Origin of the sequence: Pandoraea nosoerga (assembly GCF_902459585.1) — a bacterium.
Taxonomy (GTDB): Bacteria; Pseudomonadota; Gammaproteobacteria; order Burkholderiales; family Burkholderiaceae; genus Pandoraea; species Pandoraea nosoerga.
Map to the genome: position 1 here is coordinate 181,936 of NZ_CABPSC010000009.1, position 14,259 is coordinate 196,194.

Consider the following 14,259-nt stretch of genomic DNA (forward strand, 5'->3'; position numbering starts at 1 on the left):
GGCGCCCATCTTACTGCAAACATCGCATTGCGCGGTTTATCCGCGCCGCGGCTTCTTCGCCGGACCTCCCGAATGCTTCGCCGGCGCCTTGCCGCCGCTGCGCTTGGCCGGCGCCGCGCCTCGCTCGGCGCGCGCGGCCTTTACCCTCGCCGACTTCGGCTTGGCGGGGCGCTTGCCGACCGGCGCCGGCTGCACGCCGTTGAGCAGCGCACCGCCCTTGGGCAGTTGACGGATGCTCGGGCCGGCGCCGGCCGTTCCGGCGAGACCCGGCGTGCCCGCTGCCGGCGCCGGGACCGGTGCACCGCCGCGCTCGGCGCGTCCCGAGGTCTTCGCGAGCGAGCGGGCATTCGGTTCGCGCACGAGCCGGAAGTCGATCTTGCGGGCGTCGAGATCCACGCGGCTCACCTGCACGCGCACACGGTCGGTCAGACGGTAACGGATGCCGGTGCGCTCGCCGCGCAGTTCGTGACGCACTTCGTCGAACTGGAAGTAGTCGCTGCCGAGTTCGGTCACGTGTACGAGGCCTTCGATGAACAAATCGTCGAGCTGCACGAAAATGCCGAACGAGGTGACGGCGCTTACCGTGCCGCCGTACTCCTCGCCGAGCTTGTCGCGCATGAAGTAGCACTTGAGCCAGGCCTCGACGTCGCGCGAGGCTTCGTCCGCGCGGCGCTCGTTGGCCGAGCAATGCAGACCGAGCTCGTCCCAGATGGCGTCGCGCTTCTTCGCCGAAGGCGCCTTCTTGCTCTTCGCGGCCTCGTCGTCCTTCTGCAGCTTGCGCGCGTGGGGCGAGAGGCCGGTCGTCATTTCGACGCCCTCGGGAATGATCGGCTCGTACTTCTTGCCCGCGAGCACGGCCTTGATCGCACGGTGCGTGAGCAGATCGGGGTAGCGGCGAATCGGGCTGGTGAAGTGCGTATAGGCCGGATACGCGAGGCCGAAGTGACCGATGTTGTCCGGACTGTAGACGGCCTGCTGCATCGAGCGCAGCAGCATGGTCTGCAGCATGGGCGCGTCGGGCCGCGCTTCGATCTGCGTCATGAGTTCCGCATAGTCGGACGTGGCGGGCTCGTCGCCGCCGCCCAGCGTGAGGCCGAGCGTCTTGAGGAACGTGCGCAGCACCTGGAGGCGCTCGCCGGACGGGCCGGCGTGAATGCGATACAGGCCCGGCTGCTTGTGACGCTTGAGGAAGTCCGCGGCGCATACGTTGGCCGTGAGCATGCATTCCTCGATGAGCCGGTGTGCGTCGTTACGGGTGCGCGGCAGGATCTGCTCGATCTTGCCTTGCGCGTTGCAGACGATATACGTCTCCGTCGAATCGAATTCGATGGCGCCGCGCGTCTTGCGCGCCTTGGCGAGCACCTTGTAGAGATCGTACAGATTCTGCAGATGCGGCAGCAGCGCCGCGCGGCGTTGGGCTTCGGCGCCCTTGGTGTTGCCGAGGACCGCGGCGACTTCCGTGTAGGTGAGGCGCGCGGCCGAGTGGATGACTGCCGGATAGAACTGATAGGCCTTCACGTCGCCGTTCGCGGCCACGAGTGCGTCGCACACGAGCACGCAGCGATCGACGTCCGGGTTGAGCGAGCACAGGCCGTTCGAGAGCTTCTCCGGGAGCATCGGGATGACGCGTCGCGGGAAGTAGACGGACGTGCTGCGCGTGAGGGCGTCGGCGTCGAGCGGGCCGCCGGGAGTGACGTAGTGCGAGACGTCGGCGATGGCGACGATCAGGCGAAAGCCGTTCGTTCGGCCGACCTTGGCCGGCTCGCAGTAGACGGCGTCGTCGAAGTCGCGGGCGTCTTCGCCGTCGATCGTGACGAGCGGGACGTCGCGCAGGTCGATGCGATGGCGCAGGTCCGGCGCGCGGACCTCGTCGGGCAACGCGCCGGCGGCGGCGAGCGCCTCGGCCGAGAACTGGTGGGGCACGCCATACTTGCGCACGGCGATCTCGATTTCCATGCCGGGGTCGTCGATGTCGCCAAGCACTTCCGAGACCCGGCCGATGGGCTGGCTGTAGCGGCTCGGGTAGTCGGTAAGTTCGACGGAGACGACCTGCCCGACCTTGGCCTTGCCCTGGGCGCGGGGCGGGATGAGGATGTCGTGGCCGATGCGCTTGTCTTCCGGGGCGACGACCATGACGCCGTTCTCGTTGAGAAGCCGACCGATGACGTGGGTGTTGGCACGGCTGACGACCTCGACGATATGGCCCTCGGGGCGACCGCGGCGGTCGTAGCCGGCAATGCGCAGGAGGACGCGGTCATTGTGCATGACCTTCTTCATTTCCTCGTTGGGCAGGAAGAGATCATCGCCGTCGTCGTCGCGCACGGCGAAGCCGTAGCCGTCGCGGTGGCCGATGACGCGGCCTGCGATGAAGTTCGACGGGTGGGTCAGTTGATAGTAACCGCGCCGGTCGAGACGGATCTGGTCGTCGCGTTCCATGGCGGCGAGGCGTTTGAAGAAGCCTTCGCGTTCCTGCTTCTTGATGGCCAGGGATTCGGCGATATCGTTGGCGGACAGCGCGGAGTCTGCGGTGCGCAGGACACCGAGGATCTCTTCGCGACTCGGGATCGGATAGGGATATTTGCTCAAAGGTCGGTAGCGTTGCTGTGCCGGTTGAGTCCGGCCGAGTGGCGCACCATGCGCCCGACGGTCCGTGGTGTCGTGCGGCCCGCGATTGCGTGGCAGCACGAACAGGGACAATCATACGGCAAACCTCGCGAAATCTGCCACCTGTGCGGATTTCGAGCGTGGGAGCGCATGAGGGTGACGGAAACAAAATTTTTTTCGCCCGAACTGTTGACACTCCCGCATCGCATCAGCATAATTTCACTTCTTCGCAGCGAGCACACAAAAACAGGTGTGCGAGTTGACGGGGCCCAGATGGCGGAATTGGTAGACGCACTAGTTTCAGGTACTAGCGGGTAACACCGTGGAGGTTCGAGTCCTCTTCTGGGCACCAAAAATATTTGAAAAGCCGATGATCGATGATCATCGGCTTTTTTCATGCTTGCCCGGAAAGCAATGCGCCCGCGCACATAGCCCGGGGACTGGAAAGGCATCGCTTGCCGGCGACGCCGGGGGCGCGGCACATGACCGGATCCGCGCGACGTCGCAGATGCCGCTGCCGTATGCGCCGTAGGCCCGATGCGCCATATGCCCCGTATGCCCCATATGGGGCCTGGCGTATTGCCGCGCGGCGTCCACAGCCAACGCGGTGGACTCGAGATGGAAAATAGGTAGAATTTTGCTCATAAAAAAATGAATATTATTCAATGAGCACTTAATCCGTTACCTGTTGGAAACTACATGCCAGCCTTTACTCGCGGCGAGCTTGCCGACCTGAACGTTTTTGTCACCATTTGTCGTCGTCAGAGTTTCCGGGAGGCCGCTGCGGAGTTGGGCGTGACGACCTCGGCCCTGAGTCACGCGATGCGCAACCTGGAGGCGCGTCTGGGAGTGAAGCTGTTGAATCGGACGAGCCGTTCCGTGTCGCCGACGGCGGCGGGCGCCGCGTTGGCGAAGGAGTTGGAGCAGGGTCTGGAGCAGATCGCGTCGGCGATTGGGGCGTTGGACCGGTATCGGGCAGCGCCGGCGGGCCGGTTGCGGTTGAATGTGCCGCGCGATGCCGCGCGTTTGCTGCTCGATCCGATATTGCCGCGGTTTGTGGCGTCGTATCCCGACATCGAACTGGATGTGACGGTGGACGACCGGATGCTGGACATTGTGGCGCAGGGTTATGACGCGGGCATGCGGTATGGGGATACGGTGCCGGGCGACATGATCGCGACGCCGTTGACGCCCACGTTGAAGTGGATCGTGGTGGGGTCGCCGGCTTATCTGGCGCGGCGCGGTCGGCCGCGGGTGCCGCAGGACCTGATGTCGCACAACTGCATCCGGATGCGCCTGGGTGATAACACGTTATACAAATGGGAGTTGGGCAACGGTCCAACGGCCATCGAGCTGGACGTGCCGGGGGCGTTGAGCATCAACGAGAGTGACGGGGTGATTGCGGCGGCGGTCGGCGGGCTGGGGTTGGGATATGTGCTGGAGCGCAATGTGTCGGGGCAATTGGCGCGGGGCGAGCTGGAGGCGGTGCTGACGGATTGGGCGGTGGACGGGCCGCCGTTGTCGATGTATTACCCGAGCCGACGGCAGACGCTGCCGGGGTTACGGCATTTGATCGAGATGATACGAGCCGAGCATTTGGGGGTAGCGGCTTGAGTCGGGGGTGCCGCATTCAGATTTTTGAGCAAACGTATTGACAGCATCAGACGCCCCATGCATAATCCCACTTCTTCGCAGCGAGCACACAAAAACAGGTGTGCGAGTTGACGGGGCCCAGATGGCGGAATTGGTAGACGCACTAGTTTCAGGTACTAGCGGGTAACACCGTGGAGGTTCGAGTCCTCTTCTGGGCACCAAGAATATTTGAAAAGCCGATGATCGATGATCATCGGCTTTTTTCATGCCTGTCCGAAAAGCAGCGCACCCGCGCACATTGCCCGGGGACTGGAAAGGCGTCGCTTGCCGGCGACGCCGGGGTCGCGGCACGTGACCGGGTCCCCACGGCGCCACCTCCCCCAATCAGTCATAAGCAATCAACAAAAAAATAGTTGCCCACTCCGATGTGCGTAGGGAGCATGGATGTTTTGCCGGGGCGGTCGAACCGGGACCTGGGGGTACTGAAATGCCGGACGAGGAACGGGCGATGGGAGATTGGGCAGATAACCGCGATTGGGGCGGGCGTCGGGCGGACGCCATCGCCGCTTCCGACCCTGACCGCGTTGCTGACTGGTTGCTCGCCGGGCTCGAACTGAAGAGCACGCTCTTTCATGTCGGGGAGTATTGCGGGACGTATCAGGCGAGTACGGCAGGGCATCAGCGCGCGAGCTTCCATCTGGTGTTGGGCGGCAGTTGCCACCTCCATGTCGGCGCCGCCGCCGGCCGCCCTGCGCGCAGCGTCCCTCTGCATACCGGCGATGCCGTATTTCTGCTGTCGGACATTGCACACTGCCTGTCGCCGGATCCCGAGCCCCCCGCCGATCTGAGCGCCCGCGCGGGCACGATGTCGCCGCTGCCGCCCCTCCTGCCCCTCCCGCCCCTCCTGCCCCTTCCAACCGCCTCGCAGGTGCCCACGCCGCGCGCCGTCTCTCTGGCATGCGGATTCTTCGAATTCCGAACCGATCTCGACGCGCTGGCCCTGGGCATGCTGCCGAACCCGATCGTGGCACGCCGCGACAGCGGCCGCCTTGACGGGATGACACAAGTTTTCGGGCTGATCCAGGCGGAGGCGCGACGCCCGGGCGAAGCCCCGTCGCCCTTGCTCGCGCGGCTCACCGATCTGCTGTTCTATTACGCGTTGCGCGAAGCCGTCCACGCCGAGGACGTCGCACCGGGGATGTGGCGCCTGATGCGCCGCGACGCGTTCGGCCGCCTGGCCGCGGCGATCATCGAATCACCCGGGGAGCGGTGGACGACGGATGCGATGGCCGCGTTCGTCCACATGTCGCGGGCACGCTTTTGCAAGCAGTTTGCGGAGATTGGCGGGCAGCCGCCGGCGCAATTCGTGACACTGGTGCGCATGAAGACGGCGGCCGCGCTGTTGCGCGCTGGCGTTCCCGTGCCCGAAGCCGCGGAGCAGGTCGGCTATCAGTCCGAGTCCGCGTTTGCGCAGGCGTTCAAGCGCGTGACGGGCATCCAGCCGGGCGCGTGGCGGCGCCAGAGTCAGGCCTCCGATGGCCGCCTTGTCGCGCCCGCCACCGGCGCGGTGCAGCCGTACCCGCTGCACTGACGCTCACCGGGCGCGTTGCCGGGCCCGCCCCCGCCCCCGTCGCCGTCTCCCCTTCCCGCCAGCAACCGATGCCGCGATGGGCCGTGGCCGTCGCCCAATGAGACAAATCCGCATATTTTGCAGACGGGCGCGCATTGAGCCGGCGTCCAGGCTTGCGCACAATGGATGCTCGACTGTAAGGAGCCCGATATGAGCCGACTGCCATTGCATACCCTCGAGACCGCCCCGGAGGCGAGCCGTCCGTTCCTGGAGAAATCGCTCGCGGCGAACGGGTTCCTGCCCAATCTGGTGGCGTCGCTGGCCAATGCCCCGACCGCACTGGAAACATATCTGACGGTCGGCGCCATCAACGGCCGTGCGAGCCTGACGCTCGCCGAACGCGAAGTCGTGCAGATCACGGCGGCAGGCATCCATGGTTGCGGCTTCTGCGTGGCCGGCCACACCGCCGTGGCGCTGAAGAAGGCGCAATTGCCCGAGGCGCTCGTCGACGAAATTCGCGACCAGCGCTCCCTCTCCGACGCCAAGCTCGACGCGGTTGCCGTGTTCACCCGCGCGGTGATCGCCACGCGCGGCGCCGTATCGGACGCCGAACTCGCTGCCTTCAAGGCGGCCGGCTACAGCGACGCGGCCGCGCTCGAAGTCGTGCTCGGCATCTCGCTGGCGACGCTTTGCAACTTCGCGAACAACCTGTCGCAGAACGAGCTGAATCCGCAACTGGCGGCGTACCGCTGGGCGCCGAAGGAAAAAGCGGCATGAGCGCCTCAGCCAGTCAGCGCGGGCTAGCGGTGCGTGCGCCGGGACTGGCGTCCTGGCTCGACGTCAATGCCGAAACGCTGGACACGGACGCCACGCTGTGCGGCGCCGTCGTGCCCCACCTGGCCGAAGCCGGGCTGCTGCGCATCGGCGTACCGAGCGAATTGGGTGGCGACGGCGGCACCATCGGCGACGCGATCGACAGCGTGGCCGAGGTTGCCGAGCACTCGTTCGCCGCCGCCTTTGTGCTGTGGGGACAACGCACGTTCATCGAGTACCTGCTGCAAAGCCCCAACCGCGGGCTGCGCGAGCGCCTGCTGCCAACGCTGCTCTCGGGCGAGCTCGCCGGGGCGACCGGATTGTCGAACGCCATGAAATATCTCTCGGCGATCGAGCCGCTGCAGATCCGGGCGGTCGACGCCGCCGCGCCCGCCGACATGGCAAGCGGGGGGCGCGCCTGGCGCGTGAGCGGCGGCCTGCCGTGGATCACGAATCTGCGCAAGCAGGGTTTCGTGGCCGCCGCCGCCGTCGATCACGCGTCGGGCGGTCCGCCGTCGATCTTCGCGATTGCGCACCACACGCCGGGCGTCACGCGTAGCGACGACCTCGATCTGGTCGGCCTGCGCGGCACCAACACCGCGGCGTTGCAGATAAAGGAAGCGCTGGTGACCGAGGACGACCGGATCACCGACGACGCACCTGCGTGGCTGACGCATGTGCGCCCGGCGTTTCTCGGCCTGCAGTGCGGGATGTCGCTGGGACTCGCGCGCCGCAGCCTGGCGGGCGCCGACGAAGGGGGGCCCGGCGCGAGCGCCGCCCTCGCCGACGAAGCCGCGGCCTTGCACGAACAGTTGCACGCCCTCGCGGCGCGACTGAAGTCGGGCGTCCTGCAGGGCGAGTTCGTGGCATCGCCCGCGCGCCTGTTCGAACTGCGCATTGCCCTGGCGGGCGTGGTCCACGGCGCCGCCACGCTCGAGGTGCAGGCAGGCGGCGGGCGCGGCTATCTGCGCGGCCTGTCGGGCGTTGCCCGGCGTCAGCGCGAGGCGGCGTTCGTGCCTATCGTGACGCCGAGCCTCGTCCAGTTGAAGAACCAGCTCGCGGCGCAGCGCGCGCAGCGCAAGACCGGAACGGCCTCATGACTCGACCCGCAGCGACGCAACGCGCGCACACCGACACGTTCATCGCCACCGCGCGCGAGGAAGCCTCGCGCGCATCGTCATTGGCTTCATCGTTCCTGACGCTGCGCGACATCGGCTTGTCGTATGGCGAGCGCGCAATCCTGCGCGGCGTCGACCTGTCCGTGGCACCGGGGGAACTCGTTGCCGTACTGGGCCCGAGCGGGTCGGGAAAGTCGACGCTGCTGCGCATTGCCGCTGGCCTGCTGCGTCCGAGCCGGGGCACCGTCACCGTCGCGGATGCACCGCTCACGGGACCGCGCCCCGACGTGGCACTGGCATTCCAGGATCCGTGCCTCCTGCCGTGGCTGTCGGTCGAGCGCAACGTCGCATTCGGCCTGACGTTCTCCCGTCAACCGGCGTTGTCACGCGAAACGCGCCGTGCGCGCATTGACGCGGCGCTCGCCGAGGTGGGTCTGGCCCATGCGCATGGCTTGCATCCGCGGCAGCTCTCGGGCGGCATGGCACAGCGCGTCGCGCTTGCCCGCTGCCTCGCCCGGCAGCCACGCGCGCTGCTGCTCGATGAGCCGTTCGGGGCGCTCGACGAAGTGACGCGCGCCGACATGCAGCGACTGCTCGTCACCGTCGTGCATGACACGGGCGCGGCGACCGTGCTCGTCACGCACGACATCGACGAGGCCCTGCTCATCTCGGACCGCATCGTGCTGTTGGGCAACCAGGGACGCACGCTGGCCCAATGGCAAGTGGACGTGCCCGCGCCGCGCGAGGCGCACGTCGAAGCGATGGGCACGCTACGTATCGAAATCCTGCAGGCGTTGCAGCGCGCGATGTCGCGCGAGAGCACGCCGGCGTGACGGCTCGCAGCGGCTCATCGTCCAACGCACACGACAGACCACACCGACCAGACTTACGGGGATTCCCAGACCATGTGCCAAATTTCCCGCCGTGAATGGCTCAAGCTTGCTTCGATGATGACGGTCGCGGGCGCCGCACCGCTGCTGGCCTCGGCCGCCGCGCGCGCTGCGGCCGAGCCGGATGCGCCGTTGCGCATCGGCTACCTGCCGATCACCGATGCGACGCCGCTGCTCGTCGCGCACAACAACGGCTACTTCGAGCAGGCCGGCGTCAAGGCCGAAAAGCCGACGCTCCTGCGTAGCTGGGCACAGCTCATCGAGGCATTCCTTTCAGGGCAGGTCAACGTCGTTCACCTGCTCTCTCCGATGACGGTCTGGGCGCGCTACGGCAGCCAGGCGCAGGCCAAGGTCGTGGCGTGGAATCACGTCAACGGCAGCGCCATTACCGTCGCGAACGACGTGAACAAGGTAAGCGAGCTCGGCGGCAAGACGGTGGCCGTCCCGTTCTGGTACTCCATTCATAACGTGGTGCTGCAAGGGCTGCTCGCCGCGGCCGGCCTCACGCCCGTGCTCAAGAAAACCGGCACGCCGGCGGCCAACGAGGTCAATCTGGTCGTCATGGCGCCGTCCGATATGCCACCCGCACTCGCGGCCAAACAGATCGCGGGCTACATCGTGGCCGAACCGTTCAACGCCGCTGCCGAGAATCTGAAGGTCGGCAAGATCCTGCGCTTTACAGGGGACGTATGGAAAAACCACGCGTGCTGCGTCGTCACCATGCACGAGCGCGACTTGACGTCGCGCCCGGCGTGGTCGCAGAAAGTCGTCGACGCCATCGTGAAGGCGCAGGCATGGACGCGCGCCCACCCGGAAGACGCCGCGCGCCTGCTCTCGAAGGAAGGCGAAAATCGCTACACGCCGCATCCGTTCCAGGTGTTGCAGCGCGTATTGGCGCCGGCCGCATCCGAGCAGGGCCGCTATCTCGCCGACAAGGCGATCGTGCACGCGGATTGGCATGAGAAGCGCATCGATTTCCAGCCCTACCCGTATCCGAGCTATACCGAAGCGTTGGTGCGCCACATGCAGAAGACGCAGGTCGAAGGCAGCGCACCGTTTCTTGCGAAGCTCGACCCGGCTTTCGTCGCCCGCGACCTCGTGGACGAGCGCTTCGTGAAGAAGGCCATCGCCGCGGTGGGCGGCATGAAAGCGTTCGGCCTGCCGGACGGCTTTACCCGGGAGGAGACGATCGTTGTCTGATATCGCGTCCGATACCGCAGTCGAGCGCACGGTCGCCGGAGCCGTCACCCCGCGCGGCGCTAGCGTGCCTTCCCGGCCCGGCATGGCGACACGCGCAGTACGCCGTGCATGGCTCGGCGTCACCGGGCTCGCCGCCATTGTTGCCATCTGGTGGCTGGGCATCGCGCTTTTCACGGTGCCAGGCTCGCTCGCGGCGCAATTCTCGCCATCGGCCGCCCTCGGCGCCCTGCCCGAGCTGATTCGCGACGAGCAACTCGGCCGGCACGTGCTCGCAAGCCTGCGACGGATCGCTGTGGGCCTGGCCTGGGCCGTCGTGCTAGGCGTGCCGCTCGGCTTTCTCATCGGGCGAATCCGCTGGCTCGACCGGGCGCTCACACCGTCGCTGCAATTCCTGCGCATGGTCTCGCCGCTGTCCTGGATGCCGATTGCCGTGATGTCGCTCGGCGTTGGCGACCCGGCGGTCTATTTCCTGCTCGCGTTCGCGGCGCTGTGGCCGCTCGTGATGAGCACGGCCGCCGGCGTGACGCATATCGACCGGCGCTGGGTGCAGCTCGGCGAGAGCCTCGCCGCCACGCGCTGGGAAATGCTCTGGCATGTGTACGTGCCCGGCATCGCCGCACACGTACTGACCGGCGTGCGACTGGCCATCGGTATTCTATGGATCGTGCTGGTGCCCGCGGAAATGCTCGGCGTCAACGCCGGCCTCGGCTACCTGATTCTCGACACGCGCGACCGGCTGGCGTACTCGGAGCTGACGGCGGTCATTCTCGTGATCGGCGTGCTCGGCTTCGCGCTCGACTGGGCCGCCCGCTTCGTCTACCGGCGTTTTGGCGGCGCACAGCACGACGAGTAAGCCACCGCCGGGCATTCGCTGACACGGTCGCCGCAGGGCATCGTCCGCGCGAGGCCGCTACAATAGCGGCCTGATTTCACGATGCCAGACGGAGAGCGGATCATCGAGCTAGAACGTTTATTGCAATCGCAGGGCTTCGGCAGCCGCAAGATGTGCCGCAAGCTCATTGCCAGCGGCGCCTTCGCCATCGACGGCGTGGTGCACGACAACCCGCGCGAGTCGGTCGACCCCACGGGACTGCAATTCACGCTCGACGGCCAGACGTGGGAGTACCGCGAGCACGTCTACATTCTGCTCAACAAGCCCGCCGGCTACGAGTGCTCCACCAGCCCGACGCACCACGAGGGCGTCCATTCCCTGCTTCCGCTCCCGCTCGCCGTGCGCGGCGTGCAGCCGGCCGGGCGGCTCGATCAGGACACCACCGGCATGCTTCTGCTCTCCGACGACGGGCCGTTCCTGCACGCCATGATGTCGCCGCGCCGGCACGTGCCCAAGCGCTATCTGGCGACGACCCGGCACCCCGTGACACCGGAAATGCTCGAGGCGTTGCGCGACGGCGTCATGTTGCGCGACGAAACCGAGCCGCTCGCGGCCACTGACGTGGAGAGCCCGTCATCGCACGAGATTGCGCTGACGATCACGCGAGGCAAATACCATCAGGTCAAGCGCATGATCGCGGCGGCCGGCAACCGGGTGGAGGCACTCGTCAGAACCGCCATCGGCGGACTGCCGATGGGAAACCTCGCCCTGGGCGAGTGGCGTTATCTGTCGCCGGACGAGTTGCTGTCGCTGCCATACGAAGCCCCGGCAGCCCGCAAGTAATGCCGTCGGCGCGCGGGTAGCGAAGGTGGCGAAGGTGGCGAAGGCCGATCGCGAGCATCGCGGCACGTTCGGCAAACGCCAATGCGCCAATGCTCCGACGCCCGGCAATGACGCCGGGCGCCCGACGTCGCGTCAGGCCTGCTTGCCTTCGAGCAGGAATTGCGCGCCCTTGTCCTGACCCAGCGTCTTGACGAGGTACGGCAAGGTTGCTTTCAGGGTGTCCTGCAGCGTGTATGGCGGATTCACGATGAACATGCCGCTGCCATGCAGCCCCAGCCCGCCCGGCACGGGATTGCATACGGTCAGCGCCGCGTGGACCCAGTTCTTGATCGGCTGGCCGTTGATGGTGAGTCGCTTCATGCGCTCGGGCAGTTGTGCCGCCTCGCGGCGCTGAACCAGCGGATACCACACGGCGTACATCCCCGTCGGGAAGCGGTCGAGGCCTTCCTGCACGGTCTGCGTGGCCCGCGCATAATCGCGCTTGTCCTCGTATGACGGATCGATCAGCGTGAACGCGCGGCGCGAAGCCGGCGGCAGAATCGTCTTGAGTCCCGCGAAACCATCGGCGCCGAAGATCATGGTGCGACGCGCGACCGCCCGGCCTTGCGCCTCGAAATTCTCGCGCAATACGTCCTGCTCCGTCGGGTGCGCCTCGAACAGACGCAAACGATCGCGATCGCCCAGCAATTGCAGGGCGAAGTACGGCGAGCCGGGGTAGTAGGTCAGCTTGCCGTCCGGGTTGAACTCGCGCACGAGTGTGACGTAATCGGCCAGCGCGGCAGGCAGATCGTTGCGCGTCCACAGTCGCCCGATGCCGGTCTCGTACTCGCCCGTCTTGTCGGCCCATTTGCCGTCGAGCGCATAGCCGCCTGCGCCCGCATGCGTGTCGATGTACCAGAACGCCGTATCTTTCTGGCGCATGTAATCGATGCATTCGACGGCGATGAAGTGTTTCAGTACGTCGGCGTGGTTGCCGGCGTGAAAGGCGTGGCGGTAGCTGAACATTAGGCAGATCCTGATTCGTCAGGCGCGATTGTAGCCGACGCTGCACCCCCATGCCGTTTCGGCGCCTGCGCGCGCGCCGCGCCGCCGGCCAGACGCCTTACGGCCTTGTGGCGCGCACACGCGACGAGATGGTCGTTCACGAGCCCTGCCGCCTGCATGAACGAGTAGCAGATCGTCGAGCCCACGAACGTGAAGCCGGCCTTCTTGAGCGCGCGGCTCATCGCGTCGGAGACCGCCGTGCTCGCCGGCACCTCGGCAAGCGACGCCCAATGATTCTGCAGCGGCTCCCCACCGACGAACTGCCAGACGAAGTCGCTAAACCGCGTGCCCGCCGCCTCCATCGCCAAATAGGCCCGCGCGCCCCTGATCACCCCGTTGACCTTCAGACGATTGCGCACGATACCGGCATCCGCCATGAGCCGCGCCTCGTCCTCCGGCCCGTATGCCGCGATGCGCACCGGGTCGAAGCCGTCGAATGCCTTGCGGTAGCTCTCGCGTTTCTTGAGGATCGTGGCCCACGACAAGCCCGCCTGCGCGCCTTCGAGCATCAACAGCTCGAACAACGCGCGCGAATCGCGCAACGGCACGCCCCACTCTTCGTCGTGATACCGACGGTACAGCTCGAAACCTTCACTCCACGGACACCGTTCCATTTGCCCCTCGATGGTTGCGTCCGGTCAGCCCTCGTCTCGATGCGGGCCCGTGCGGACGAATGAGGCAAGTGTGCCAGCATTCGCGCACGAAGCGAACCCGTGAGCGTGCGCCGGGCCAAACTTTGCGCCGCCCGGCAATACGCACGCGGAATTTTCCGGGGACGTTGCAGCATCGGCCCAGGCCCACGGCGGCGACATCCCGCCCCTCTCCCGCCCCTCTCCCGCCCCTCTCCCGTCCCTCTTCCGTCCATCCCCGCCACCCGCACCGCAGCGCCCACGGCGATCGCGGGCTGCCGCGCCGGATCAAACCATCAGCTGACCGCCGTTGACTTCGATGATCTGGCCCGTCACGTAGCTCGCGAGCGTCTCGGATGCAAGGTACAGGAACGCGCCCGAGCACTCGTCCGGCTCGCCCAGACGCCCCATCGGAATGCTCTGACGGAACGCGTCGATCTGCGCCTGCGTGCTGAATTGCTCGTGAAACGGCGTCATGATCACGCCCGGCGAGACCGCGTTCACGCGGATGCGATCCGGCATCAGTTCCTTGGCCATGCCGCGCGTGAGCGTGCTGACGAATCCTTTGGCCGCCGCATATATGAGCGCGCCGGGGCCGCCGCCATGGCGCGCGGCGATCGACGTGACGTTGACGATGGCGCCGCCGCCCTGCCGGCGCATGGCCGGCACGACGGCGCGCGAGAACGCGAGCACCGAGCGCGCATTGACGTTGAGCACTTCGTCGAAGTACGCGTCCGTCACCTCGGTAAAGGGCGTGCGCTTGACAAGGCTGCCGGCGTTGTTGATCAGCACGTCGATGCGCCCGAAGCCGTCGAGCACGTGCGCGACGGCGGCATTCACCGCGTCCGAGTCGGCGGCGTCGGCGGCCACCGTCATCGCCTTCACGCCATGCGCGCGCACGGCGGCGGCCACCTCGTCGGCCTTCTGCGCCGAGCGGTTGTAGTGAATGGCGACGTTCGCTCCCTGCGCCGCGAACGCCTTCGCGGCCGCCGCGCCAATGCCGGTGCTCGCGCCAGTGATCAGAACGAATTTGCCTTTCAGGTCTTGCATGGTGAATGACTCCCGGTACTGTCGATGGCCGAAGCGGCAGCGCACGGCGCCGCCGCAAATCCGTCACCGTACA

At 66.7% G+C, this 14,259-nt stretch carries 12 protein-coding genes and 2 tRNA genes; 10 read left to right on the plus strand and 4 right to left on the minus strand.

Going from position 1 to position 14,259, the window contains the following annotated elements; translation table 11 throughout:
* Positions 1-36 precede the first annotated feature (36 nt).
* Positions 37-2,586: a ribonuclease R gene (gene rnr, locus PNO31109_RS13295; protein WP_150555979.1), complete on the minus strand. Its 2,550-nt coding sequence runs from the start codon at positions 2,584-2,586 to the stop codon at positions 37-39.
* Between the two features lie 285 nt (positions 2,587-2,871).
* Between rnr and PNO31109_RS13300 the strand changes: the two genes are divergently transcribed.
* The 10 genes from PNO31109_RS13300 (at position 2,872) to PNO31109_RS13345 (ending at position 11,463) form a co-directional block, all read left to right on the plus strand.
* Positions 2,872-2,956 (plus strand) — tRNA-Leu (locus PNO31109_RS13300).
* Between the two features lie 347 nt (positions 2,957-3,303).
* A complete protein-coding gene (locus tag PNO31109_RS13305) occupies positions 3,304-4,218 on the plus strand; it encodes a LysR family transcriptional regulator (RefSeq protein WP_150555980.1) in 915 nt (304 codons plus the stop codon).
* A 115-nt stretch (positions 4,219-4,333) separates the two neighbouring features.
* Positions 4,334-4,418 (plus strand) — tRNA-Leu (locus PNO31109_RS13310).
* A gap of 287 nt (positions 4,419-4,705) precedes the next feature.
* Positions 4,706-5,788, plus strand: coding sequence for an AraC family transcriptional regulator (locus PNO31109_RS13315; RefSeq protein WP_150555981.1), 1,083 nt, complete (start codon positions 4,706-4,708; stop codon positions 5,786-5,788).
* A 189-nt stretch (positions 5,789-5,977) separates the two neighbouring features.
* On the plus strand, positions 5,978-6,544 hold the full coding sequence (locus tag PNO31109_RS13320) for a carboxymuconolactone decarboxylase family protein (RefSeq protein ID WP_150555982.1): 567 nt from the start codon (positions 5,978-5,980) through the stop codon (positions 6,542-6,544).
* Positions 6,541-7,680: an acyl-CoA dehydrogenase family protein gene (locus PNO31109_RS13325; RefSeq protein ID WP_150555983.1), complete on the plus strand. Its 1,140-nt coding sequence runs from the start codon at positions 6,541-6,543 to the stop codon at positions 7,678-7,680. Before PNO31109_RS13320 ends, PNO31109_RS13325 begins: the two co-directional genes overlap by 4 nt.
* Positions 7,681-7,760: 80 nt before the next feature.
* Entirely contained in the window at positions 7,761-8,531 is a 771-nt protein-coding gene (locus PNO31109_RS13330; RefSeq protein WP_370750244.1) for an ABC transporter ATP-binding protein, read from the plus strand.
* Between the two features lie 72 nt (positions 8,532-8,603).
* On the plus strand, positions 8,604-9,788 hold the full coding sequence (locus PNO31109_RS13335; RefSeq protein WP_150555985.1) for an ABC transporter substrate-binding protein: 1,185 nt from the start codon (positions 8,604-8,606) through the stop codon (positions 9,786-9,788).
* A gap of 82 nt (positions 9,789-9,870) precedes the next feature.
* Positions 9,871-10,641: an ABC transporter permease gene (locus PNO31109_RS13340; protein ID WP_150556017.1), complete on the plus strand. Its 771-nt coding sequence runs from the start codon at positions 9,871-9,873 to the stop codon at positions 10,639-10,641.
* A 102-nt stretch (positions 10,642-10,743) separates the two neighbouring features.
* Entirely contained in the window at positions 10,744-11,463 is a 720-nt protein-coding gene (locus PNO31109_RS13345; RefSeq protein WP_150556018.1) for a pseudouridine synthase, read from the plus strand.
* Between the two features lie 132 nt (positions 11,464-11,595).
* On the opposite strand, the gene PNO31109_RS13350 is transcribed toward PNO31109_RS13345, so the two are convergent.
* From PNO31109_RS13350 to PNO31109_RS13360, 3 genes are all read right to left on the minus strand, one after another.
* On the minus strand, positions 11,596-12,468 hold the full coding sequence (locus PNO31109_RS13350; protein ID WP_150555986.1) for a 23S rRNA (adenine(2030)-N(6))-methyltransferase RlmJ: 873 nt from the start codon (positions 12,466-12,468) through the stop codon (positions 11,596-11,598).
* A complete protein-coding gene (locus PNO31109_RS13355; RefSeq protein WP_150555987.1) occupies positions 12,468-13,121 on the minus strand; it encodes a DNA-3-methyladenine glycosylase I in 654 nt (217 codons plus the stop codon). The genes PNO31109_RS13350 and PNO31109_RS13355 overlap by 1 nt, the downstream gene beginning before the upstream one ends.
* 303 nt (positions 13,122-13,424) lie before the next feature.
* Positions 13,425-14,186 (minus strand): SDR family NAD(P)-dependent oxidoreductase, encoded by a 762-nt coding sequence (locus tag PNO31109_RS13360; protein WP_150555988.1) that lies wholly within the window; start codon positions 14,184-14,186, stop codon positions 13,425-13,427.
* Positions 14,187-14,259: the final 73 nt, after the last annotated feature.

What these genes read in the sequence shown, in the direction of transcription:
- PNO31109_RS13305 (WP_150555980.1), top strand. Translation starts at nt 3,304, where the DNA reads ATGCCAGCCTTTACTCGCGGCGAGCTTGCCGACCTGAACGTTTTTGTC.
- PNO31109_RS13315 (WP_150555981.1), top strand. Translation starts at nt 4,706, where the DNA reads ATGGGAGATTGGGCAGATAACCGCGATTGGGGCGGGCGTCGGGCGGAC.
- PNO31109_RS13320 (WP_150555982.1), top strand. Translation starts at nt 5,978, where the DNA reads ATGAGCCGACTGCCATTGCATACCCTCGAGACCGCCCCGGAGGCGAGC.
- PNO31109_RS13325 (WP_150555983.1), top strand. Translation starts at nt 6,541, where the DNA reads ATGAGCGCCTCAGCCAGTCAGCGCGGGCTAGCGGTGCGTGCGCCGGGA.
- PNO31109_RS13335 (WP_150555985.1), top strand. Translation starts at nt 8,604, where the DNA reads ATGTGCCAAATTTCCCGCCGTGAATGGCTCAAGCTTGCTTCGATGATG.
- PNO31109_RS13340 (WP_150556017.1), top strand. Translation starts at nt 9,871, where the DNA reads ATGGCGACACGCGCAGTACGCCGTGCATGGCTCGGCGTCACCGGGCTC.
- PNO31109_RS13350 (WP_150555986.1), bottom strand. Translation starts at nt 12,468, where the DNA reads ATGTTCAGCTACCGCCACGCCTTTCACGCCGGCAACCACGCCGACGTA.
- PNO31109_RS13355 (WP_150555987.1), bottom strand. Translation starts at nt 13,121, where the DNA reads ATGGAACGGTGTCCGTGGAGTGAAGGTTTCGAGCTGTACCGTCGGTAT.
- PNO31109_RS13360 (WP_150555988.1), bottom strand. Translation starts at nt 14,186, where the DNA reads ATGCAAGACCTGAAAGGCAAATTCGTTCTGATCACTGGCGCGAGCACC.